The sequence below is a fragment of the Actinomadura chokoriensis genome, from assembly GCF_041463665.1.
GTDB lineage: Bacteria > Actinomycetota > Actinomycetes > Streptosporangiales > Streptosporangiaceae > Spirillospora > Spirillospora chokoriensis_A.
This window is the reverse complement of record NZ_JAXCEJ010000037.1, coordinates 24,777-46,703: the sequence shown is the minus strand read 5'-3', so window position 1 is coordinate 46,703 and position 21,927 is coordinate 24,777. Positions and strand designations below refer to the sequence as shown.

Sequence of the window (21,927 nt, the reverse complement as noted above, 5' to 3'; positions counted from 1 at the left end):
GCGACCCACTCCTTCGATCACTTCGGCCGTCCCGGCGGCGATGCCGGGGCGGTGACAGCGGGTTTGCGCGACGGGCGCGTGCGCCGGATGCTACTGCGGTCCGGCGCCCGGCGTGGCGCTCTGCGGCGGATTCGCGATCTTCTCGCCGAGGAACACCCGGCGCACCGCGCGCTCGGCCGCGTTCCCGTCGTCCCACGGGCAGAACCGCGCCTGGAACGCCTCCAGGTTCTTGCCCGCCGCGTCGCCCCACGGGGCCTTCGTCACGAAGGCGTCGATGAGCTCGTTCTCGGTGTAGGCGACGATCCCGGGCGGGAACTCGGTGAGGTCGAAGTTCACGCCCCGGGTGAGCCGGTAGGTCTCCCAGTCGTTGGCGTAGACGACGATCGGCTTGCCGAGGTTGGCGTAGTCGAACATGATCGACGAGTAGTCGGTGAGCAGCGCGTCCGAGGCGATCATGAGGTCCTCGACCGACGGGTGCTTGGACACGTCGATCACCCTGTCCTCGGGCCAGCCCAGGTCGGCCGCCATGTCCTTCAGCTTGTAGTAGTAGTGCGCGCGCAGCAGGAGGACGTGGTCGTCGCCGAGCTGCTCGACGACGCGGCCGATGTCGAACATCGGCGTGTAGCGGCGCTGGTAGTCGCGGTGCGTCGGCGCGTACAGGACCGCGGTCTTGCCCTCGGGGACGCCGAGGTCGGCGCGCAGCCGCGCCTGCTCGTCCGGCGTGGCGCGCACCAGCCGGTCGTTGCGCGGGTAGCCGATCTCCAGCATCTCGTAGTGGCACGGGAAGCCGCGCTCCCACGCCTCGCTGGTCAGCGGGTTGGCGGAGACGAGGAAGTCCCAGCGGTCGGACCGCTCGATGAGGGCCTTGAAGTCCATGTCGGCGGCGCCGACCGGGTACTCCATCTGGTCGAGGCCCATCTTCTTCAGCGGAGTGCCGTGCTGGGTCTCCAGGTGAACCTGCCCCGGCCGCTTGACGAGATGGTCGGGGAAGTTGACGTTGTTGACGAAGTACTTCGCGGCGGCGATCGTCCGGTAGTAGTCCGCGGAGCCGGCGACGACGTAGTCCACGCCCTCGGGCATGTCCTTGCGCCCGCCCGGCTTCACGATCCACACGCAGCGGATGTGCGGGGCCAGCTCCCGGACCTTCTCGTAGATCGCGGCCGGGTTGCAGGCGTACCCGCGGTACCAGTAGGCGGCGAAGACGGCGAGGTCCTCCTCGATCGGCATGTGCCGCCGCATCCGGTAGTAGCGCTCCTTGGCGAGCTCCTTGGAGTACAGGACGCTGCGCTTCTGCAGCTTCCTGACCTTGCGCCCGCGCTTCCTGGCCTTCGCCGAGAGCGTCGGCGAGCTGAGGCGCTCCCAGGCCTTGAAATCGCCCCGCTCGATCGCGCGGTGCTTGTCGGCGAGGCCCGGATCGTCGTCCGGCGGGACGTGCCCCGCCGGCTTGTACCGGTTGTAGGTCTTCGACATCTCGGCGAAGAACCGCGGCTTCTCCGACGGGACCACGCGGTCGGCGCGTTCGAGGATGACGAGCAGGTGCCAGATCGTCCGGTCGAACATCAGCGGCCGGAGCGAGTCCATGTCCGGGCCGAGCGCGTCCATGAACGCGAAGATGCGGTCGTACTGGTCGAAGGCGTCGAAGTGCTTGGCGCTGGCCGTCTTCGTGATCGCGCCGCGGCGGCGCTGCCGGTAGACGTAGCAGACCCGGTCGAGGAAGCTGACCCGCTCGGCGGCCATGAGGACCGGGTAGGTGATGCTGACGTCCTCGTAGTAGCCGCTGTTGAAGCGCAGCCCGTGCTCGATCATGAACTCGCGGCGGATCGCCCGGTTCCAGATCGAGGTGAACATCTCCAGCAGGCTCGGCCGGTCGGCGATCGTGAACACGTCCGGCGCGGGCGGCTCCCGGAACAGGTGGTTGATGATGCTGCGCTTGACCCGCCCGTTCCAGTAGGACCGCGCGTAGTCGAACATCAGGACGTCCGGGCGCGTCTCCTGGAGCCGGTCGACGATCGCGCGGACGGCGCCCTCGGTCGCGTAGTCGTCGCTGTCGAAGAACCAGACGTAGTCGCCGGTCGCCATGTCCATGCCGACGTTGCGCGCGTGGCCGAGCCCCACGTTCTCGGTGAGATGCCGCACCCGGACGCGCGGGTCGCGCGCGGCGAACTCGTCGAGGATCTCCCCGCAGCCGTCCGGCGAGGCGTCGTCGACCGCGATGATCTCAAGATTCGGCAGATCCGGATCCAGAAGGGAATCCAGGCACTGCCGGATGTACCCCTGCACTTTGTGCACGGGCACGATGATGCTCAAGGAGATGTCGTGATCACTGCTCACGCGTAGGCCAATCAGCTACTCGGTGAATCTGGACTATACCCGCAGATCGTAGTTAGATCTTATGTCCCGCCATGAGACGGCTTGAGCAGCCATCGTCCCTTGGGCTCGACGGCCCACCGGGTAAGGCGCTGGACGGGGACGGTGGAGAGCAGGACGCCGAGCGCGAGGCCGCCGGCCGTGACGAGGACGAGCCCGAGCGGCGTCCGGAGGAAGCCGCCGTCGAGGACGCCGCCGTACTCCAGCGCCTTCACCACGAGGCCGTGCAGCAGGTAGACGTACATCGTCCGGGTGCCGAGCGCCGTGTACCAGGCACGGCCGCGCGGCACGGCCGCGAGGAACGCCATGCCGAGGACGACGGCGATCCCCAGTGCGAGCAGGCGGTACGCCATCCCCTCCAGTGCGCCGAAGCCCATGTGCTCGTAGCCGCGGTTCCACAGCAGGACGCCGCGCTCGACCTTCGGCACGACGGCGCCGAGCTGCCAGACGTAGGCGATCGGCAGCGCCGCGAGCAGCGCGGCGGCGCCGGCCCAGCGCGTCCAGCCGGGGCCGCGCAGCGCCTCGACGCGGTCGCGCCGGACGGTCAGGCCGAGGACGAAGAACGGCAGCAGCCCGGCGGCCCGGCACAGCGTCGAGTCGGAGTTGAAGCTCCAGCTCCCGGCGACCAGGCACAGCGCCACCGACACCGCGACCGGGTGCCGCAGGTGCGACCACAGCGGGGCGCTCAGCCGCCACAGCACCAGCGCGACGAGGAACCACATCAGGAACTGCGGACGGAAAAGCTCGTGCAGGCGGAACTCGTTCCCCCTGATGATCACAAGCTGCATCCGGTAAAGGACGTCGAAAATCACATACGGCACGATCAACGTCGGGAAAACAACCCGGAATTTCTCCGTCGACTTCATGAAGCCGCGGGAGAAGTAGCCGGAGACGAACACGAACGCCGGCATGTGGAAGGCGTAGACGAGCGAGTACACCGCGTTCACCGCGTGGCTGTCGTTCCGGAACACCTCCCAGCAGTGCCCGAGCACGACCAGCATGATCAGGAAGAACTTGACGTTGTCGAAGTAGGCGTCGCGCTCCTTGGGCGCGGGCCGGTCACCGGACGTCCGCGCGTCCGTCCGCGTGTCGGTTCGGACGCCCGCGGGCGCGGCCGGGGCCACCGCGCCGGGGAGCACCGGGTCCGGGACGGTGACGGACGCCGGCGGACGCGGGGGAGGAAGGATGTCGGTCATGTCTCCGATTGCTTTGTTCGGTCCGGCTAACGTGACCCGCCCGGGCGCCGCAACGGGGTGAACACCCAGGTCATCTTGGGTTCCAGGGCCCAGCTCATCGACCGGACGACGGGCTTGGAGCACAGCGCCGTCCCGACGACGAGGGCACCGCAGACCACGATGACGACGCCGGGCTCGGTGTGCATCCAGTCCGCGCCCCACCAGCCGGTGAAGTTGAGCAGCCGGGTCACGAACCCGTGCAGCAGGTAGGCGTAGAGGGTGTAGGCGCCGAGCTGGGTGTACCAGTGGCGCCGGCGGGGGATCAGGCTGAGGAACGCGGCGACGAACACGGTCGCGCAGGCGAACATGGCGAGCCGCACCAGGGAGCCGGTGAAGTTGCCGACGTGGAGCTCGAAGTTCGGGTGCTTCCAGTAGATCCAGCTCCGCGACATGTGGTTCATGACGAGGTAGGTCCCGCCGAGGCCGGCGGCGAGGACCAGCGCCCCGATCGGCCGCGCGATCGGCTTCTTCAGCAGCTCGAAGTGCTCGGGCCGCAGCGTGAGCCCGAGGACGTAGAACGGGAGCAGCCCGATGACGCGGTGGATGTCGAACGTCCCGCCGAGGTCGCTCATGTACGACACCAGCGCGAACACCAGCGCCACCGCGAGCGGCCAGCGGATCTGCTGCCAGACGGGGGTGGACAGCCGCCACATGAACAGCGCGATCAGGAACCACGTCAGGTAGTACGGGTTCAGGAGGCTGATCTCCAGCTCGTTGCGCCCGGCCAGCCAGTCGTACAGCGAGTAGGCGGTCTCGAACACCACGTACGGCACGCCGACGTGGGTGATGAGCTTGCGCGCCTTGCCGCCGGCGAACGTCCAGTTACGCGAGAAGTAGCCGGTGATCACGATGAACAGCGGCATGTGGAACGAGTAGATGAAGATGTACAGGCCCTTGGCCATCGGGACGTTCAGCAGGTTGGCCAGGGAGTGGCCCGCCACCACCAGCAGGATCGCGAAGTACTTGGCGTTGTCGAAGAAGGGGTCGCGCTCCTTGCGCGGCCGGGCGGGCTGCGCGGGCGCCGGGACCTGTGCGGTGCCCGCGGCGGCCGGGGCCTGCGCGACGGCCGCGGCGGCCGGTGCCGCCGGGTCCGTGGACGGCGGCTGCGCCGGGTACGGGGCCGTCTCGGCTCCGGAGGGCCTGGTGGTGTACGTCATAGGGCCGCCCGGTCAGGTGTCCTTGCAGATGTCGTCGCTGGCCCGGATCTCGCCCTGCTGCTTCGGGATGCCGGCGCCGGCGCTCTTCAGGTTCGTCCAGTCCCGTCCGACGACGAGGTCGACGACGCCCGGCGTGGCGCCCGTCCCGCGAGCGGCCGGCTGCGGCTTGCTCGGGATCAGCCCGGCGAGCGTCTGGGCCTGCTGGTCGGCGCCGGAACCGTACAGCACCTTGGTGGTCGTGGTGGTGGAGGGGGCGTTGCCGCCGACCGTCACCTGGAAGCCCTGCGACTCCAGGTCGTCGGCGACGCGCCCGGCCTGGCCGTTGATGCCGCTGCCGTTGTAGACCCGCACCCGCACCTGGCTCGGCGGGATCTTCGACCCGCCCGCCTTGGGCTCCTTGGGCACGGTCTTGTCGTTGCGGACGGCGGAGAAGAACGGCTGCGCGGCGGCGCTCAGCGCGACCCGGTTCGGGTCGGCCGCGTCGGGCCCGGACGGGACGGTCACGAACCGCAGCTTGCCGGAGCTCATGCCCTGCATCTCCTGGGCGAGGTCCATCATGACCTGCGGCGTCAGCTCCTTGTCGGTGGTGAGCGACTTGGTGACCGCGTTCATGAGCTGGAGGAGCGACTTGGGGTTGCTGAGCACGCCCGCGCTCATCGCTTTACTGGCGAGGGCGCCCATGAACTTCTGCTGGCGCTTGATGCGGTCGGTGTCGGAGCCGTCGCCGAGCCCGTGCCGGACCCGCACGTAGGCCAGCGCCGTTTCGCCGGAGATCTTGTGCTGGCCCTTGGACAGCTTGAGTCCCGACTTGGGGTCGTTGACGTCCTTCGGCAGGCACACCGGGACGCCGCCGACCGCCTTCGTGATGGTCTTGAACCCGGCGAAGTCGACCTGCATGAAGTGGTCGACGCGGATGTTGGAGATGCTCTCGATCGTCTTGATGACGCAGGCGGCGCCGCCGTTGGTGAACGCCGAGTTGATCTGGGCCCGGGACTGCGCCGGGACCACCGTGCCCTTGCGGGTCTTGCAGGACGGCATCGGGATGATCAGGTCGCGCGGGAAGCTGATCCCCATCGCCTGGCCGCCGCCGGGCGACAGGTGCAGCAGGATCATCGTGTCCGAGCGCGGCGGCTCGTTCTTCATCTGGCGGCCGTACTTGGCGTTGGACCCCGCGCGGGTGTCGGACCCGAGCAGCAGGATGTTCATCGCGCTGTTCAGCTTCTTCGGCCGGTTGGGGCCGAGCTGCGCGTTGACGTCCTCGTGCGAGATGTTTCCCATCGCCTTGCGGTAGACGCCGTAGGCGGCGAGGGAGCCGACCACCATGACCGCCGACAGCCCGACGCATACCCATCCGAGGATGCGCCAGCCGCGTCGAGGCGCCGGCTGCGGGTCGGCGTCGTCGACGTACTCCATGTACATCGGGTTGCTGTTCATCGGCTCCGGGTCCGGGGTCTCAGCGGCTCTTGGAGGTGTGGGGGTCATCCCCCCACACGGGATCGCCCGCTTTCAGGGGTCGGGTGATGAGACTGGGGCAAGGAGAGCGTAGGTCAGGGGAGCCGGTACGGGGACCCGGATGCGTCATTCGGTCCGGGCAGACCGGCCACCACCGTCACATGCTCCACTGTCAGACGTCGATCTAGGGCGGCTTTGTCAAAGTTTCGTTGGATTATGACGGAAGCACCCGAGGCTAGCGGCGCGAGCAGCGCGATCAATACCCCGTCGAGTGTGGTGAACGGCATATGAACCAGCAGGCGGTCGCGTGCGTCCAGCTCCCATTTCTCGGCCGCGGCGCGGGCCGCGCCCACCAGCTCCGCACCGCTGAGTGTGGTCTTTGTCACATTTGAAGCGGTCACATCCAACGCGGGAGCCACGGGAGTCACCTCCGGTCCCGGATCGAACCGGTCGCCGTAGGTGCGGACCTCGCCGGCGTAGTCGGTCACGCCGGGCGGGCAGTCGGCGAGCGGGCCGCCGAGCGCGTGCAGCGACAGCCCGACGATCTCCTCGGCCTCCCCGTCGCCGACCACGTCGTCCAGCACCTCCTGCGCCGCCGCCAGGATGTACGGCCCGGACGACCCGATCGGTTCGGCCGCGTCCCGTCCCCGGACCGATTCCGGGTCGACCGGCTCCACGACGAGCCCCGCCGACCAGCAGGCCATCAGCCACACCGCCGTCTGCCAGTGCGGCGGCAGCACGAGCACGACCCGGGTGCCCGGCTCGGCGCCGAGGCCGTCCACCAGGAAGTTCGCCGTCTTGGCGACCCAGTTGTCGAACGTCCGCGCGGACAGCTCGACGCGTTCCCCGGCCGCGTCGTCGTAGAACGTGACCAGCGGGTTGGACGGGTCGTCCGCCACCCGCCGCCGCAGCAGCTCCGCGGGCGTGGCCGCGCTCGGGTCGTGTGCGCTCATGGCCCGAGCGTATGCCCGCATGATCGTCCGGCGGCCACCACACGCCCGGTGCCGCTACCCTCCGCACGGGTGCACGACCACCGTCGAACCGCACACGCGGGCGACGCGGGCCTCACGAACACGGCGCAGGGCCTCACGAACACGGCGCAGGACTCATGGACACTGCGCGGGCTTCACGGACACTGCGCGGGCTTCACGGACATTGCGCAGGGACTCACGAACACGGGGCGGGAACGGGAAGATGAACGCTGGTCGGCTGCTCGTCCGCGGCACCGCGGCTCCGGCGCTGCTCGTCGTCGCGTGGCTGGCGGTCTCGCTGCCGCTCCTGCTGGCGGGCGTGTTCCGCCCCGGGCCGGCGATCGCGCTGTTCGTGCCGGTCGCGGCCGCGGTGCTGTGGCTCGGCCTGCGGTCCCGGCCCCGTGACCTGCCGGGCGAGTCGCGAGGGAGCCTGAACGGTCCCGGCGGCGTCGACGCGGTGCCGTGGTGGACGACCGGGAGCGTCCTCGCGATCACCCTCGCGTTCCTGGTGCTCCAGGTGGTGATGTGCGCGGAGCAGATCGTCGTCCGCCGCGACCCGGCGTCCTACGTCCAGTTCGCGACCTGGCTCGCCGAGCACGGGTCGCTGCCCATCCCGCAGAGGGCGGAGGCGTTCGGCGGCCCGGACGCCCTCCTCCGGTTCGAGAGCCCCGCCTTTTACCAGGACGGCGGCGCGATCGTCCCGCAGTTCATGGCGGGCATGCCGCTGGTCCTCGCGCTCGGCGGCTGGATCGGCGGCACGCACGGGATCCTGCTGATGGCGCCGCTTCTCGGCGCGTGCTGCGTGCTGTCGTTCGCCGGGCTCGTCGCGCGGCTCGTCGGCCCGCGCTGGGCCCCCGCCGGAGCGCTGCTGCTGGCGCTGACGCTGCCGATGCTCTACGTCTCGCGCAGCACGTTCAGCGAGCTGCCCGCGATCGTCCTGCTGCTGGGCGGGCTGTCGCTGATGTACGACGTCCGCCGGGAGGAGGGACGTCTCGCCGACCTGAAGGCGTTCCTGGCGGGGGCAGCGCTCGGGCTCATCGTGCTCGTCCGCATCGACGGGCTGCGGGACGTCCTGCCGGTGCTCGCGTTCGCCGGCCTCCTCATCGGGCTCAGGCGGCGCACCGGTTACCACGTGGCCGGTGGGCTGCTGCTCGGCGCCGGTGCGGGGCTGGTCGAGGGCTTCACGCTGTCCCGGCCCTACCTCGCGTATCTCGAATCGTCGCTCAAGCCGCTGCTGGCCATCAGCGCGGCGGTGCTCGTCGCGACGGTCGTCCTGGTCGTCCTGCTGCGCTGGAATCGGACGGGCACGCGGCTGCGGGCGCTGGGGCCGGCGGTCGCGCGAGGCCGGCTGCCGGGCGCCGCCGCCGTCCTCACCGTGGTGGTGATGACCGGTTTCGCGGTCCGGCCGCTGGTGCAGACCGTCCGCCGGGTCCCGGCCACGCGGGACGACGAGCTGAACGCGCAGTTCATCGAGACGATCCAGCGCATCCAGGACCTCCCGCTGGACGGCACCCGGCAGTACTCGGAGCTGTCCCTGTACTGGGTCGGCTGGTACATCGGCGTCCCCGCGCTGCTGTTCGCGACGCTGGGCGCGGCACTGCTGGTGCGGCGGCTGCTGCGCGGCCGGTCGCCGGAGTGGCTGCCGCCCTACGCGATGATCGTCTGGACGACGGCGCAGGTGCTGCTCCGGCCGGGGATCACCCCCGACCATCCGTGGGCGTCCCGGCGGCTGATCGGCCTCGTCATCCCCGGCCTGCTGCTGTTCACCGTGTTCGCGGCGGCGTGGACGGTGCGGCGCGTCCGCCGGGTCGGGTACGGGCCGAAGCTGGTGAACCGGGGCGCCGCCGGCGGCGTCGCGCTGATGCTGGTGCCGATCGTGCTGACGTCCGGCGGGTTCATGGTGACCCGGACCGAGCAGCACGAGGTGGCCGCCGTGCGGGGCATGTGCGACACGCTGCCGCCGAGCGGTTCGGTCGTGGTCGTCGAGCAGTCGACGGCCGACCGGTTCCTCCAGGTCGTGCGCGGCATGTGCGGGCTGCCCGCCGCGCGGGTGCGCGGCGGCGCCACGCCCGCCGACATGGAGCGCATCACCCGGGGCGTGTTCGAGGCCGGGCGACGTCCGGTGATCATGGCGGCGAAGCGGGAGCAGGTCGCCCCGTACGGGACGCCCGAACGGGTCCTGTACGTGCGGACGAGGCAGGACGGACGCACCCTCCCCGAGCCGCCGGGCGGGACGTGGGGGCTCACCATGGAGGTCTGGATCGCCGCGCCCTCCGCCCCTTAACGGCTGCCGGCGCGCGCCAGGGCGAGTATCCTCGCGCTGCGTGAGTACCCAGTCTGCCGAGCCGACGTCCGAGACCGCGCCCGCCGAGTACGCCGAAACCGTGCCCGGCGAGTCCGTGCCCGTCGAGGCCCTGCCCGCCGAGGCGCCGCCGTCGCCCGCGGCGGCGGCCGAGCCGGTGGAGCCGGCGAACGGGCCCGTCCACGTCACGATCGTCCTGCCCTGCTACAACGAGCAGGACCACGTGATCGACGAGGTCGAACGCATCTGCAAGGCGATGGACAACAGCGGCAAGACCTACGAGCTGCTGGCCGTCGACGACTGCTCGACCGACGACACGCTCGCCCGGCTGCGCGAGGCGGAGCCGCGCTTCCCCAACATGCGGGTCGTGGCGTTCCAGCACAACAGCGGCTCGGGCACCGTCCGGCGGATCGGCTCCCAGCAGGCCCGCGGCGACATCGTCGTGTGGACGGACGCCGACATGTCCTACCCGAACGAGCGGATCCCCGACCTCGTGGACGTCCTGGACACCGACCCGTCCGTCGACCAGGTCGTCGGTGCGCGCACCACCGAGGAGGGGACGCACAAGGTGCTGCGGGTCCCCGCCAAGTGGTTCATCCGCAAGGTCGCCGAGCGGCTCACCAACTCCCGGATCCCGGACCTGAACTCGGGGCTGCGCGCGTTCCGCCGCGACGTGTCGCTGCCGTACCTGCGGCTGCTGCCGCCCGGGTTCTCCTGCGTCACCACGATCACGATCGCGTTCCTGTCGAACCAGCACCCGGTCCGGTACATGCCGATCGACTACGCGAAGCGGGCGGGCAAGTCGAAGTTCCACTTCACCAAGGACGCCTACCGCTACATCCTGCAGGTGCTGCGGATGGTCATGTACTTCAACCCGCTCAAGGTGCTGATGCCGCCCGCGCTGTGGCTGATCGTGATCGGGCTGCTCAAGGGCGTGTTCGACATGGTGGTGCACTTCGGCTACTTCGCCAACAACACCATCATGATCTTCGTGACCGGGTTGATCATCGCCTCGCTGGCGCTGCTCGCCGACCTGATCGTCCGCTCGCGCGGCGACGTCTAGCGTGGCCTCCGGCGGCATGCGCGTCGCGATCGTCGGGCCGGCGTTCCCGTACAAGGGCGGCGGCGCCCGGCACACGACCGAGCTGGCGCACCGGCTCGCGGCGGCGGGCCACGAGGTCGTCATCGAGTCGTGGCGCGCCCAGTACCCGGGGTTCCTGTATCCGGGGCAGCAGACGATCGCCGAGCCGGAGGGCGAGCCGTTCCCCGCGACCCGGCACCGGCTCGACTGGCGGCGCCCGGACGGCTGGTGGCGCACCGGCCGCGCCCTGCGCTCCTTCGACCTGGTCGTCCTGGTGGTGCTGAGCACCGTCCAGGTGCCGTCCTACCTGGGGATCCTCGCCGGTCTGCGGAGAGGCGCCGCGAAGAACGCGGGAGGATGCAGGGTGGTGGCGCTGTGCCACAACGTCCTGCCGCACGAGCGGAAGCCGTACGACGAGCCGCTGATGAAGCGCCTGCTGCGGAAGGTGGACGGCGTCCTGGTCCACACCGACGCCCAGGCCGACGTGGCGCGGACGCTCACCGATCGTCCCGTGCGGGTCGCGGAGATGGCCGCGCACCTTCCGTCGGAGGGCGCCCCCGCTCCTGACGACGAGAAGGTGCGCCGGCGCCTGCTGTTCTGGGGGATCGTCCGCCCGTACAAGGGCCTGGACGTCCTGCTGCGAGCCCTCGCCGAAGGCCCGGACGACGTGGCGCTGACCGTCGCGGGCGAGTTCTGGAGCGGCCTGGACGAGACGCGCGAGCTGATCCGGTCGCTGGATCTGACCTCACGGGTGGAACTGCGCCCCGGCTACGTCCCCGCCGCGGACGTCCCGGGCCTGTTCGCCGCCGCCGACGCGCTCGTCCTGCCGTACCGGACGGCCACCGCGTCACAGAACGTCTGGATGGCCTACGCGCACGGCCTGCCGGTGATCGCCACCGACGTGGGCGACTTCGGGGCCCAGGTCCGCGACGGCGTCGACGGCCTGCTCTGCCGGCCGGACGACGTGGCGTCCCTGGCGTCGGCGCTGCGCCGGTTCTACGCGCCGGGGGAGCCGGAGCGCCTGCGCTCCGGCGTCCGCCCGGTCGACCACGGCCCGCTCTGGACCGCCTACGTCGACACCCTCACAGGTGCGGTTCGATGATCTTCATCAGGGCGCGCTTGGGCTTGGCGCCGACGATCTGCTCCACGACCTCGCCGTTCTTGTAGAGCAGCAGGGTCGGCAGGCCCATCACGCCGTACTTGTTCGGCGTCTCCGGGTTCGCGTCGTAGTCGATCTTCGCGATCCGGATCTTGCCGTCCTGCTCCTGCGCGATCTGCTCCAGGACGGGAGCGATCATGCGGCACGGCCCGCACCAGTTCGCCCAGAAGTCGACCAGCACCGGGGTGTCACTCTTCAGGACCTCGTCCGCGAACGTCGCGTCGGTCACGGTGATCGGGGCCGTCACGATCCCTCCTTCGTAGGCTGCGTATCCCTCACAAGCTCCTTGGAGGGGGCTTCATTCCCGGCGTCCGGCGCGGTGCGTCCCAGCAGGAACGCGACGCCCGCGTTGGCCAGGTCGGCGACGGTCAGCAGCACCCGGGACGCGATCGCCACCACGACCGGCGCGCCCGCCGGCAGCACCGGCGTCAGCACCACCGTGAGCGCGGCCTCCCGCGCCCCGATGCCGCCAGGCGCGATGAAGACGAGGAAGCCGGCGACGAACGCGAGCGCGTAGGCGCCGGTAGCGACGAACGGCAGGCCCTTGCCGTCACCGCCGACGGCCATGCAGAGCAGCCAGGTGTGGACGCCGAACAGGGCCCAGCCGAGGACCGTCCAGCCGATGGCCTTCAGCGTGACGCCGAGGCTCACCGGGTGCTCCAGCGGCGGCCGGCGGATCAGCCTGAGCATCGTCCCGAGCGCCCACGTCACGATCTTCGGGTGCAGCATCGCCAGCAGGAACGGCGCGAGCAGGAACAGCCACCAGTACTCGTTCCGGGCCGCTTCGGACGTCAGCGGGAGCGTCACCGCCGCGACCGCCAGCCCGCACGCCGTGGACGTCGCCACCGCCAGCAGCGTCGACCCGAAGCTGCGCTCCGGCGGCACCCGGTGCTCGCGGGTCATCTCGATCTGCGTGACCAGCGCCCACACCTTGCCCGGCACGTACTTGCCGAGCTGAGAGATCCCGGAGATCCGGAAGATGGCCCGGACCGGCAGCGGCGACCCGAGCCCGGCGAGGAACTCCCGCCAGCCGAGCATCCAGACGAAGAGCCCCGCCAGCCCCGCGGCCAGCGCCGCGGTGAGCGCGGCCCAGGACATCTGCTCGAACGCGCGCACCGTCGCGTCCCACTGGGAGGCCACGCTGTAGGCGCAGAACGCCAGCGCGAGCAGCACCAGGGACACGCGCAGCGCCCGCACGGCGACGACCCTCATGTTCACCCGCACAGCGTAGGCGAACGCGACGTCCCACCCGCCCGCTCGTCCTAGAGTTGGGGGCGATGAAGATTTCGGATGTGGTCGCCTTCATGGGGCACCAGGTGCACGTGTGCCGGTACCGCGAGGCGGGGACGCTGCTCGGCTGGATGGGGCGGGACCTGCGCGGCAAGCGCGTCCTCGACGTCGCGGGCGGTGACGGCTACTGGGCGGGCCAGGCGCGCAGGCGCGGCGCCGACGCCGTCTCGATCGACCTCGCCCGCACCAAGATGGTCTACGGGCGGACGCTGGCGAACGCCCCCGCGCTGATCGAATGCGACGCGCTGCGGCTGCCGTTCGCGGACGGCTCGTTCGACGCGATCCTGTCCGTCTGCGCGATCGAGCACTTCGACGACGGCGGCCGGTCGCTGGACGAGATGGCGCGGGTGCTGAAGCCCGGCGGCGAGATCTTCATGTCCGCCGACGTGCTGAGCCGCGCCGACACCTGGCCGAAGCTGCGGGACGCGCACAAGGCCAAGTACCACGTCCAGCACACCTACACCCATGACAGCCTCAGCAAGCTGATGGACGAGCGCGGCCTCGACCTGGTGCAGCACAGCTACCAGTTCCGCACGGCCGCGACCGAGCGCCTCTACCTGTCGCTTTCCACCTACGGGGGCAAGGTCGGCTTCAACGCCGCCGCGCCCCTGACCCCTCTCGTCGCGTACGCCGACCGCAAGGCGCCGAACGAGCGGGGCAGCATCGTGCTCGTCCGAGCGCGTAAACGGTAGTCGTCGGGGGTGCGGGGGTCGGCCCCCGCAATGAAACGTGACCATCGGGTAGGGGCCCATCCGTGAATCACGTGGAACGAGGTCACCCGAGTGCCCGCCCGGCGGGCGTAGGCTCGGTACGTAAAGGGTGATCTACGCCACCGCGCTGGATGGGGGAATGGACCGTGGCGCTTCGAATTCTTCTCGACGCCACCGCCGTGCCTGCCGACCGCGGCGGTCTCGGCCGGTACGTGGACGGGCTGCTGTACGCCCTGCACGCGCAGGGCGCGGACCTCGCCGTCGCCTGCCAGCGGGCGGACGAGAAACGCTACGAGGGGCTCGTTCCCGGCGCCCGGGTCGTCGCGGGCCCCGCGACGCTGTCGCACCGCGCCACCCGTCTCGCCTGGGAGCAGTCGGGCCTGCCGCGCGTCGCCGAAAGCGTCGGCGCGGACGTCATCCACCTGCCCACCTACACGATGCCGGTGAGCGCCGCCCTGCCCACGGTCGTGACGATCCACGACGTGACGCTCTTCGCCGAGCCCGAACCGCACGACCCGGTCCGCACCTCCTACATCAAGTCGGCGACCCGCACCGCCGCCCGCCGCGCGACCCGCCTGATCGTCCCGTCCCGCGCGACCCGCGACGAACTCGTCAGCGTCCTCGGCGCCGACCCGGCGCATATCGACGTCGCCTACCACGGCGTCGACCACGACGTGTTCCACCGGCCGTCCGAAGCCGAGATCAAGCAGGTCTCCGACCGTCTCGGCCTGCACGGCCGCCCCTACGTCGCCTACCTGGGGGCGCTGGAGCCGCGCAAGAACGTCCCGAACCTGATCCGCGGCTGGGTCCAGGCCTGCGCGGGCCGTCCCGACCCCCCGGCCCTGGTCCTCGCGGGCAGCGGCGGCTGGGACGACGAGGTCGACGCCGCGCTCGCCACCGTCCCCCTCGACCTGCGCGTGCTGCGTCCCGGCTACCTGGCGTGGCCGTCCCTGCCGGGCCTCTTCGGCGGCGCCCTGGTCGTCGCGATCCCGAGCCGCGGCGAGGGGTTCGGCCTGCCCGTCCTGGAGGCCATGTCCTGCGGCGCGCCCGTCCTCACCACCCACCGCGGCCCCCTGCCCGAGGTGGGCGGCGACGCGGTCGCCTACACCGAACTGGACGCGCCCGGCATAGCCTCGGCCCTTTCCGCCCTGATCGACGACCCGTCCCGCCGCGCCGAGCTGGCCGAGGCCGCCCACACCCGCTCCCTGCAGTTCTCCTGGTCGGCCTCCGCCACCGCCCACCTGGCCTCCTACCAGCGCGCAGTGGACCAATACGCCGCATCCCACACCCACTAGGCTCTCTCCCCAACCGTGCGCGGAGAAAGGAGCCGAGTGGAAGCGATCCTCCTGGTGGGAGGCCAGGGCACCCGCCTGCGCCCCCTGACGATCTCCACCCCGAAACCCCTGCTCCCCACCGCCGGCGTGGCGTTCCTGGCGCACCAGCTGGCACGCGCCCACGCCTCCGGCGTCGAACGCATCGTGTTCGCGACGTCCTACCGCGCCGAGATGTTCGAGGCGGCCTTCGGCAGCCACGCGTACGGCGTCGACCTCGCCTACGTCAGCGAGAAGGAACCCCTGGGCACCGGCGGCGCCATCCGCAACGCCTCCCGCGCGCTGACCTGCGCCCCGGACGACCCGGTCCTCATCCTGAACGGTGACATCCTCTCCGGCCACGACGTCCAGGCCCAGGTGAAACTGCACGAGGAGTCCGCCGCCTCGGTGACCCTGCACCTGACCGAGGTCGACGACCCGTCCCGCTTCGGCTGCGTCCCCACCTCCGCCGACGGCCGGGTGACCGCCTTCCTGGAGAAGACTCCGCACCCGGTCACGAACCAGATCAACGCCGGCTGCTACGTCTTCCGCCGCTCGGCCATCGACACCATCCCCGAACACGAGGTGGTCTCCGTGGAACGGGAGACGTTCCCCGCCCTCATCTCGTCCGGCGCGGTCGTGATGGGCCACGTGGAATCGGCCTACTGGCTGGACGTGGGCACCCCCGAAGCCTTCGTCCAGGGCTCCCGAGACCTGGTCCTCGGCACCCTGACCTCCCCCGCGATGCCCGGCGAGCCAGGCGAACGCCTGACTCTCCCAGGCGCCAGGGTTGCCCCGGGCGCGGTAGTACGCGGCGGCACGACGGTAGGCCGCAACGCCGTGATCGAGGCGGGCGCCACCGTGGTCGGCAGCGTCCTCCTGGAAAACGCCTTCGTGGCCGAAGGCGCCACAGTCTGCGACTCGGTCCTGAGCAGAGGCGCCCGAGTGGGCCCCGGCGCCGTCCTGGAGGGCGTGGTCCTGGGCGACGGCGCGGTAGTCGGCCCAGGCAACGAGCTACGCCCCGGCCTCCGGATCTGGCCCGGCATAAAACTCCCTCCCACCGCCATCCGCTTCTCCACCGACACCTGACGAAGCCGATATCGCAGGTAGCTCCAGTGATGTGGATCGTCCGCGACGGGCGACTACTAAAAGTGTGCTGTAGCCTCGGGTGAGGAATGGCTTAAATCTAAGATCCCCCATGCCGGGGGACGACCTCATCTACCTCTACGGCCATCGTTCGAAGGAGAAGGTCCCCGACCTGGGGTGGCTGACGGTGGACGACCTGCTGGTCCCGCCGAAGTTCATCAACCGGCAGCCCTGGCTCCGGGGCTACTTCGAGAACGTCGCGCACGCGCCGCTCGAAGACGGTGACGTGCTCGCCCGGCATTGCTTCTACAATCCGGCGAAGAAGGTCTATGTCAACGGCCGGGGCGATGTGCTCCCCGAGCGTATCGAGCCCTGCGGTTTCTTCGCTCTGGACAGCTATCTGACGCTTGACGACGCCATCAGCGAGGCCCTGGGCGTGGCTCTCGCGAGCGACTGAGCACCGGTACTTCCAGGGCTGCGAGCCGGCACATATCGTCGGCGTATCGAAAACCGCATACGGGCAGGCAACGCCCCGCCTCCTTGACTGGCGGCATGAGTCGAACCCCGAGGTTGTGGCAGTGACCGGTGCGGAGCAAGGGCAGCGGATGTTGCGGCCGGACACGTCGGAGACCGGACGAGCCGGCGCCGAGACCCGCCGCGCGGCCATCCGCAGGGCGCTTCGCGTCGCCGTGCGGCCGGGGCCCTGGCGGCGCGGCCCGGTCCTCGCGGCGCTGGCGGCGCTGCTCGGTCTGTTCATGCTGCTGCACGCGAAGATCCCGAACCGGGTCGGGAACGTCGGCGGCCTGGTGGAGACGTTCCTGCCGTGGTTCGGTCTGCTCGTCCCGGCGCTGCTGGCCGGGGCGCTGTGGCGCCGCTCCGCATCCGCCGTGGCCGCGCTGCTGGTGCCGATTGTGGTGTGGCTGCACCTGTTCGGCGGGCTGCTTAGCGACAAGTCCCGTCCGGGCGGCGATCTCACCGTGGCCAGCCACAACGTCGGCGCCGCCAACCCCGACCCCGCTCGCACCGCCCGCGACCTGGTCGCCTCCGGCGCGGACGTGCTGGCACTGGAGGAGCTGACCGAGCGGGCACGGGTCATGTACGAGAAGGAGTTGGCGAGGGCGTACGCGTACCACACGGTGCTGGGCACGGTCGGGCTGTGGAGCAGGTTCCCACTGTCGGACGTCCGCCCGGTCGACGTCCAGACGGACTACGGGCCGCTGGCGGCCACCAGGCCGGCTGAGGCCAGGATGAGCTACGCCCGTGCGCTGCGCGCCACGGTTGCCACGAAGCACGGCCCGCTTGCGGTGTACGTGGCCCACCTGGGGTCCGCCCGCGTGAATCCGAGGGCGGGCTTCTGGACGGTCCACCGCGACAGGAACGCCGACGCGCTCGGCAAGGCCATCGCGGCAGAGCGGAACGAGCGGGTGGTGCTGCTCGGCGACCTGAACGGCACCATGGACGACCGCGCGTTCGCCGGCCTCACCTCCCGGATGCGTTCGACCCAGGACGCGGCCGGGGACGGCTTCGGCTTCACCTGGCCCGCGAGGTTCCCGGTGGCCCGGATCGACCAGATCCTCGTCAGGGGCGTGGAACCGGTGAACTCGCGCGTCCTGCCCGCCACCGGCAGCGACCACCTGCCGATAGCGGCCGGAATCAACTGGTGAGAAGGGAGCTGTGGCACGGTGATCCGGACGGGACGTCCTCGGGAGTGGTGCCAGTGTGGTGATTCGACCGCGGCTGATCGGTGTCTACCGGACGGATGACGCCAGGCTGCTCCAACGCGGGTCGGCGGTGATCGATCGGGCGGGGCGCGTGCCGCGTCTGATCGTCCGGACCGGTGACGGGCTCGTCGTCCACGAATTGAGAGGCGGTGGCGGTCGTCTCGCGGAGCCCACGGCGGTGTTCCCCGGGGATGTGCGCGGGCGCCCGATCGTCGGGACGGGCCCGGTGGCACCGGACCTGTCGCACGCCGTCCTGGTGGACGAGCACTCCTACCGGATCGTCACGCCGGACGGAACGCTGCTGTGGAGCCGACCCCCGGCAAGCTCGAAGGGCGTACCAGTGCTCTACGCGCGGTGGGTGCAGCCGCCCGGCGCTGAACCGCGACTGTGGCTGGCCGTCGACGCCGATCGAGGAGTCTGCCTGCAGTCGCTGACCGTCTCGGGTGAGGTCGTCGACCGACTGGCGGTGCCGGTCGACGGCCGCCACCTTTCCGTGCGGCTCGCGTTGGATGCGGGCGGACGGCCGGTGGCCCTGGGCGCCCGCCCGGGTGCAGGCGCGATGACGTTCGGCGTCGGGCGCGATGGCGTCCTCTCGCCCGCCATGGACCGCGAACTGCTGGAATCCGACCCGGGCCCGGATTTCATCACCGTCGGGCGCAGCGACGGCGGTGAGACCACCGACGTCCGGTGGCACGGCCCCGACGGGGCGGACCCGGTCACCGTGGTGGCCTGCACCGACCTCCCGGCTTCCGACATGCACATGCGGCCGAACCTGTCCGGCTCCACCGGCGGCGTCCTGCGCGACGGCGTCCTGCTGCTCGCACTGGAGGATTACTACGATGAAATCGACGTCGAGCTCTTCGGCGTGGAGCGCTGGCGGCCGTCGAGCCATTGGCTGGTGACCCCCGGACGCTCACCCGCCCTGATCGAATATCCCGATCGGGCCCACGCCCCCGACCCGGGCGACGCCGTGCCCCTCCAAGACGGAACCTGGCTGACCCACGACCGCGACACCCTCCACCACTGGAGCATCGACTCCTGACACGCCGGTCCGTCGAAAAATTGGCGTCACGAGGTTCGACGGTCGAGCAAGGTCAGCAGCCGGGCCGCCTGGCTCGTCAGGGTTTTTGCGCGGGTCTGCGGATCGCCTCGGTCGCTGCCCATGATTCTCAGCAGCCAGAACGCGGCGAGCAGGCGGCGGCAGCTCTCCATTTTGTCGGCCTCCGCCGAGTCCAGGTCGAAGTGTTTCAGGACGTGCTCCATGCCGGGCCCGTGCGCCGTCCGTACCGAGATGTGCTCGGTCAGTTCGGCCAGCTCGTAGGGACGGTCACTGCGGCCGGAGTACTCGAAGTCCACAAGGCGGACTTCGCTGCCGTCCCAGAGGAGGTTGGCCAGGTTCCCGTCGCCGGTGCCGAAAACGGGCCGCGTGGGCTGTTCGAGCACGACATCCAGCGCGGGGCGCCGGAGCCAGATCTCTGCCGCGCGGAGCGCCTCGGCCACCGTCGGGTCGGCGGCAGGACGTCGCGCTGCCGCGCACCACGTCCGAACCTGCTTCAGGAGTTCGAGTGGATGCCCGGCGCGAGCCGGTAGATCCGCCAGGGTGTGCGAGGGGATCGCTTCCTGTACGCGCATGACGGCGCTGGCGACTGCCGTGGCCAGGTCTGAGGAGGGCCCGCACTCCAGCGGAGCACCGTTCAAGCGGGACATCACCACGGTCGGCGGCTCTACGTCCAGGTTGGCGCTGATCGGTACAGGCGCGATGCCCGGGGCGTGTTCGTGCAGAAGGGTCAGGGCCCGCCACTCGCGATGCGGCTCGTCGTTGCGCCGCGAGCGGTATCGCTTGACCACCACATCGGGCCCTAACTCGATCACGTGCGTGCTCGACCGGACGTCCACCAACATCTCCCGTCCTCGCGACTCAGCCGCCTCCCAAGATCCCACGTACGGGGTGGCATGGCCCAACAAGATCACGGGAGGCGGCAGCGGCCCCAGACGGTGAGCGGAAGGGGCCGTTGCCGGTGGCCGCCGCCGTCACCAGCACGTTGATGCAGGCGGGCCCACATCGTCAGGCGCCGTCCTGCTCTTGAGGAACTGCCGTACGCGGTCGGGTACGTCGGCGGGTTCGATGCCGAGTTTCGGCGGTGCGCTGCCGCCCGTATGCCTGAAGGTCGCGAAGCTGCTCGGCAAGCATGATCGGCTTCATGACGTGGTAGGACGCGGAGGCAGGCGGACCGGTTCCCGCCGCCGGAGTAGTCGACGAGTTCACTTTGAGGCCGGGGTCAGGGTGGTGTCGAGATGGTGGATGAGCAGTTCGGTGGTTTCTTGAAGGTCGATCAGGGGGCGGCGCATGTAGCGGCGCGGGGTGGACCACCAGCAGAAGGTGCGGCGGTGGACCCAGACATTGAGGTTGGGGAGGACGAGGACGGAGAGGCCGTCCTCGGTGGTGCTGCGCGTTCCCTTGAAGCCGCGGCGGGTGAGGTTGAGGAGCAGATGGTGTGCGGCCGTCCCGGGGTGGACGCGGTAGTGCAGGCCGGGCCAGTCGTGGGGTAGCGGTAATGCGAACCAGACCGTTTTGCCGGGGATGGATGTGGTGTCGATCCGGGAACGGGTTGGGGTGCTGCCCCACGCGACGGTGACTTGACGGACGAGTTCGAGGCCCTTGCCGTGCTCGTCCAGCAGCCCGGCCCCGGAGGTGTGCGGTGTGGTCGTTCGCGCGCCGTCGAAAACGGAGACGATGAGCTGGGGGGATGGGATCGTCCGTGCCCAGATCCACAGTTCCGGGACGGTCGGTGGCCGACCGCCCCGCGCGCACCTGGCGTGCCGCAGCGCGTTCGTCGCGGTCTCGGAGACGGCGAGCTCGCCGTCCTCGATCACGTCCCGGTCGAGCCGCAACTCGGACATCGTCTGACGGACGAGCCGCCGCGCCGCCGCCGGCCCGCTCTCGTCCTCCGGCAGCCGCCACGCGCACAGCCCCCCGGCCACCAGCCCCCACGCCCCCTTGACCTCCATCGAGCCTCTCCTCCCAGGGATCGCGATATGTGTTCATCGCGTCACACACTGCGTTGACGGCTCGATACTGACCACGCAAAGCTAAGATGCAATCCCGTTTCAAAAACCCATATGCAATGACCGAAATGGACTGTGTGTGTGGAATTGGCCACGCAAGGTGAAGTTGGGAGGGCAGAATGACGACCGACCATCGAGGAGGTGCCCTGATGCCACGCCCCGAGAGCCCGACCGTCCGCCGGATCATGCTGGGTATCCGGCTCCGTGCGCTGCGGACCCGCGCCGGCGTCACGGCGGACGACGCGGCACGCCACATCGCCCGGACGGACTCGACCATCAGCCGAATGGAGACCGGGCAGAGTTCCGTGCCCGCGCGTGTCCTCGAACGGCTTGTGGAGCTGTACGGCGCGACGCCGGACGAGACGGCGCAGCTCACCGAGCTGGCCAAAGCCGCGCGGCAACGCGGCTGGTGGCAGCGCTATGGCGAGGTCCTGCACCCGGGCTTCGAGCTGTACCTCGGCTTGGAGGCGGAGGCCACGGAGATCGCCATCTTTGCCAATGAGTGGGTACCGGGCCTCCTCCAGACACCCGAGTATGCGCGGGCGATCATGTCCGTTGAGCCGCGCCGACCCTCGGACGATGAGATCCAAGGGCGCGTCGAATCCCGGTTGGCTCGCCAAGCGATCTTGGGAGGAGACGACCCCGTCCAGTACTGGGCAGTGCTCAGTGAGGCGGTACTTCGCAGGATCGTCGGCAGCCCCGAGATCATGGTGGAGCAACTACGCGCTCTGGTGACTCGGGCACGAGAACGCAACGTCACGCTTCAGGTTCTGCCCTTCAGTTGCGGCGCCCACCCAGCGGTCAGTGGAGCGTTCACCATGGTGACCCTGGATCTTGGGGACGCGGCTGTTGCCGAGTATGTGTACGTCGAGAACCGAGCGGGGTCGATCTTGATGGACAAGACGGCCGAAATCGAGATACATAGACTGACGTTCGAAGCCCTCCGGGCGGATGCGCTCAGCCCAGGTGAGTCGATCACGTTGATCGAGAAGGTAGCCGTAGAGCTGGCGTGACAGAGAG

General features: G+C 70.2%; 19 protein-coding genes. 10 read left to right on the top strand and 9 right to left on the bottom strand.

The window, feature by feature from the left end; translation table 11 throughout:
- Positions 1–90 precede the first annotated feature (90 nt).
- From SM418_RS35695 to SM418_RS35675, 5 genes are all read right to left on the bottom strand, one after another.
- Positions 91–2,295, bottom strand: a complete 2,205-nt coding sequence (locus tag SM418_RS35695; protein ID WP_371966152.1) for a bifunctional glycosyltransferase/CDP-glycerol:glycerophosphate glycerophosphotransferase — start codon at positions 2,293–2,295, stop codon at positions 91–93.
- A gap of 95 nt (positions 2,296–2,390) precedes the next feature.
- The gene (locus SM418_RS35690) at positions 2,391–3,563 is read right to left on the bottom strand and encodes an acyltransferase family protein (protein ID WP_371945992.1); all 1,173 of its coding nucleotides are present in this window, start codon (positions 3,561–3,563) and stop codon (positions 2,391–2,393) included.
- A gap of 26 nt (positions 3,564–3,589) precedes the next feature.
- Positions 3,590–4,759 carry an acyltransferase family protein gene (locus SM418_RS35685; protein ID WP_371945993.1) on the bottom strand — a complete coding sequence of 390 codons (1,170 nt, stop codon included), beginning with the start codon at positions 4,757–4,759 and terminating at the stop codon, positions 3,590–3,592.
- 12 nt (positions 4,760–4,771) lie between these two features.
- Positions 4,772–6,193: an LCP family protein gene (locus SM418_RS35680; RefSeq protein ID WP_371945994.1), complete on the bottom strand. Its 1,422-nt coding sequence runs from the start codon at positions 6,191–6,193 to the stop codon at positions 4,772–4,774.
- Positions 6,194–6,306: 113 nt separating this feature from the next.
- Positions 6,307–7,164, bottom strand: a complete 858-nt coding sequence (locus tag SM418_RS35675) for a TIGR03089 family protein (RefSeq protein WP_371945995.1) — start codon at positions 7,162–7,164, stop codon at positions 6,307–6,309.
- 241 nt (positions 7,165–7,405) lie between these two features.
- Here SM418_RS35675 and SM418_RS35670 point away from each other — a divergent pair, with 241 nt between their 5' ends.
- Genes SM418_RS35670 through SM418_RS35660 form a run of 3 tightly spaced genes read left to right on the top strand, consistent with a single transcriptional unit; the run spans position 7,406 to position 11,667 of the window.
- Positions 7,406–9,466 carry a hypothetical protein gene (locus SM418_RS35670; protein WP_371945996.1) on the top strand — a complete coding sequence of 687 codons (2,061 nt, stop codon included), beginning with the start codon at positions 7,406–7,408 and terminating at the stop codon, positions 9,464–9,466.
- A gap of 40 nt (positions 9,467–9,506) precedes the next feature.
- On the top strand, positions 9,507–10,547 hold the full coding sequence (locus SM418_RS35665) for a glycosyltransferase family 2 protein (RefSeq protein ID WP_371945997.1): 1,041 nt from the start codon (positions 9,507–9,509) through the stop codon (positions 10,545–10,547).
- A 16-nt stretch (positions 10,548–10,563) separates the two neighbouring features.
- Complete coding sequence (locus tag SM418_RS35660; protein ID WP_371945998.1) at positions 10,564–11,667, top strand: glycosyltransferase family 4 protein; 1,104 nt, start codon at positions 10,564–10,566, stop codon at positions 11,665–11,667.
- Here the strand turns inward: SM418_RS35660 and trxA are convergent.
- Complete coding sequence (gene trxA / locus SM418_RS35655) at positions 11,648–11,971, bottom strand: thioredoxin (RefSeq protein ID WP_371945999.1); 324 nt, start codon at positions 11,969–11,971, stop codon at positions 11,648–11,650. The genes SM418_RS35660 and trxA overlap by 20 nt on opposite strands.
- On the bottom strand, positions 11,968–12,936 hold the full coding sequence (locus SM418_RS35650; RefSeq protein ID WP_371946031.1) for a lysylphosphatidylglycerol synthase domain-containing protein: 969 nt from the start codon (positions 12,934–12,936) through the stop codon (positions 11,968–11,970). The genes trxA and SM418_RS35650 overlap by 4 nt, the downstream gene beginning before the upstream one ends.
- 65 nt (positions 12,937–13,001) lie before the next feature.
- Between SM418_RS35650 and SM418_RS35645 the strand changes: the two genes are divergently transcribed.
- The 6 genes from SM418_RS35645 (at position 13,002) to SM418_RS35620 (ending at position 18,883) form a co-directional block, all read left to right on the top strand.
- Positions 13,002–13,706: a methyltransferase domain-containing protein gene (locus SM418_RS35645; RefSeq protein WP_371946000.1), complete on the top strand. Its 705-nt coding sequence runs from the start codon at positions 13,002–13,004 to the stop codon at positions 13,704–13,706.
- Positions 13,707–13,870: 164 nt separating this feature from the next.
- Positions 13,871–15,019, top strand: a complete 1,149-nt coding sequence (locus SM418_RS35640) for a glycosyltransferase family 4 protein (RefSeq protein ID WP_371946001.1) — start codon at positions 13,871–13,873, stop codon at positions 15,017–15,019.
- A gap of 36 nt (positions 15,020–15,055) precedes the next feature.
- Positions 15,056–16,123: a mannose-1-phosphate guanylyltransferase gene (manB, locus tag SM418_RS35635; RefSeq protein ID WP_371946002.1), complete on the top strand. Its 1,068-nt coding sequence runs from the start codon at positions 15,056–15,058 to the stop codon at positions 16,121–16,123.
- A gap of 109 nt (positions 16,124–16,232) precedes the next feature.
- A complete protein-coding gene (locus tag SM418_RS35630) occupies positions 16,233–16,577 on the top strand; it encodes a hypothetical protein (RefSeq protein WP_371946003.1) in 345 nt (114 codons plus the stop codon).
- A 121-nt stretch (positions 16,578–16,698) separates the two neighbouring features.
- Positions 16,699–17,784: an endonuclease/exonuclease/phosphatase family protein gene (locus tag SM418_RS35625; RefSeq protein ID WP_371946004.1), complete on the top strand. Its 1,086-nt coding sequence runs from the start codon at positions 16,699–16,701 to the stop codon at positions 17,782–17,784.
- Between the two features lie 55 nt (positions 17,785–17,839).
- A complete protein-coding gene (locus tag SM418_RS35620; protein WP_371946005.1) occupies positions 17,840–18,883 on the top strand; it encodes a hypothetical protein in 1,044 nt (347 codons plus the stop codon).
- A gap of 26 nt (positions 18,884–18,909) precedes the next feature.
- Here the strand turns inward: SM418_RS35620 and SM418_RS35615 are convergent, their stop codons facing one another.
- Positions 18,910–19,743 (bottom strand): phosphotransferase, encoded by an 834-nt coding sequence (locus SM418_RS35615; protein WP_371946006.1) that lies wholly within the window; start codon positions 19,741–19,743, stop codon positions 18,910–18,912.
- 360 nt (positions 19,744–20,103) lie between these two features.
- The gene (locus SM418_RS35610; protein WP_371946007.1) at positions 20,104–20,850 is read right to left on the bottom strand and encodes an ATP-binding protein; all 747 of its coding nucleotides are present in this window, start codon (positions 20,848–20,850) and stop codon (positions 20,104–20,106) included.
- Positions 20,851–21,026: 176 nt separating this feature from the next.
- On the opposite strand from SM418_RS35610, the gene SM418_RS35605 reads away from it, so the two are divergent.
- Positions 21,027–21,920 (top strand): helix-turn-helix domain-containing protein, encoded by an 894-nt coding sequence (locus tag SM418_RS35605; protein WP_371966150.1) that lies wholly within the window; start codon positions 21,027–21,029, stop codon positions 21,918–21,920.
- Positions 21,921–21,927: the final 7 nt, after the last annotated feature.

What these genes read in the sequence shown, in the direction of transcription:
- SM418_RS35650 (WP_371946031.1), bottom strand. Translation starts at nt 12,936, where the DNA reads ATGAGGGTCGTCGCCGTGCGGGCGCTGCGCGTGTCCCTGGTGCTGCTC.
- SM418_RS35675 (WP_371945995.1), bottom strand. Translation starts at nt 7,164, where the DNA reads ATGAGCGCACACGACCCGAGCGCGGCCACGCCCGCGGAGCTGCTGCGG.
- SM418_RS35605 (WP_371966150.1), top strand. Translation starts at nt 21,027, where the DNA reads ATGACGACCGACCATCGAGGAGGTGCCCTGATGCCACGCCCCGAGAGC.
- SM418_RS35670 (WP_371945996.1), top strand. Translation starts at nt 7,406, where the DNA reads ATGAACGCTGGTCGGCTGCTCGTCCGCGGCACCGCGGCTCCGGCGCTG.
- SM418_RS35615 (WP_371946006.1), bottom strand. Translation starts at nt 19,743, where the DNA reads ATGTTGGTGGACGTCCGGTCGAGCACGCACGTGATCGAGTTAGGGCCC.
- SM418_RS35680 (WP_371945994.1), bottom strand. Translation starts at nt 6,193, where the DNA reads ATGAACAGCAACCCGATGTACATGGAGTACGTCGACGACGCCGACCCG.
- SM418_RS35690 (WP_371945992.1), bottom strand. Translation starts at nt 3,563, where the DNA reads ATGACCGACATCCTTCCTCCCCCGCGTCCGCCGGCGTCCGTCACCGTC.
- SM418_RS35610 (WP_371946007.1), bottom strand. Translation starts at nt 20,850, where the DNA reads ATGGAGGTCAAGGGGGCGTGGGGGCTGGTGGCCGGGGGGCTGTGCGCG.
- SM418_RS35660 (WP_371945998.1), top strand. Translation starts at nt 10,564, where the DNA reads ATGCGCGTCGCGATCGTCGGGCCGGCGTTCCCGTACAAGGGCGGCGGC.
- SM418_RS35630 (WP_371946003.1), top strand. Translation starts at nt 16,233, where the DNA reads ATGCCGGGGGACGACCTCATCTACCTCTACGGCCATCGTTCGAAGGAG.
- SM418_RS35685 (WP_371945993.1), bottom strand. Translation starts at nt 4,759, where the DNA reads ATGACGTACACCACCAGGCCCTCCGGAGCCGAGACGGCCCCGTACCCG.
- SM418_RS35645 (WP_371946000.1), top strand. Translation starts at nt 13,002, where the DNA reads ATGAAGATTTCGGATGTGGTCGCCTTCATGGGGCACCAGGTGCACGTG.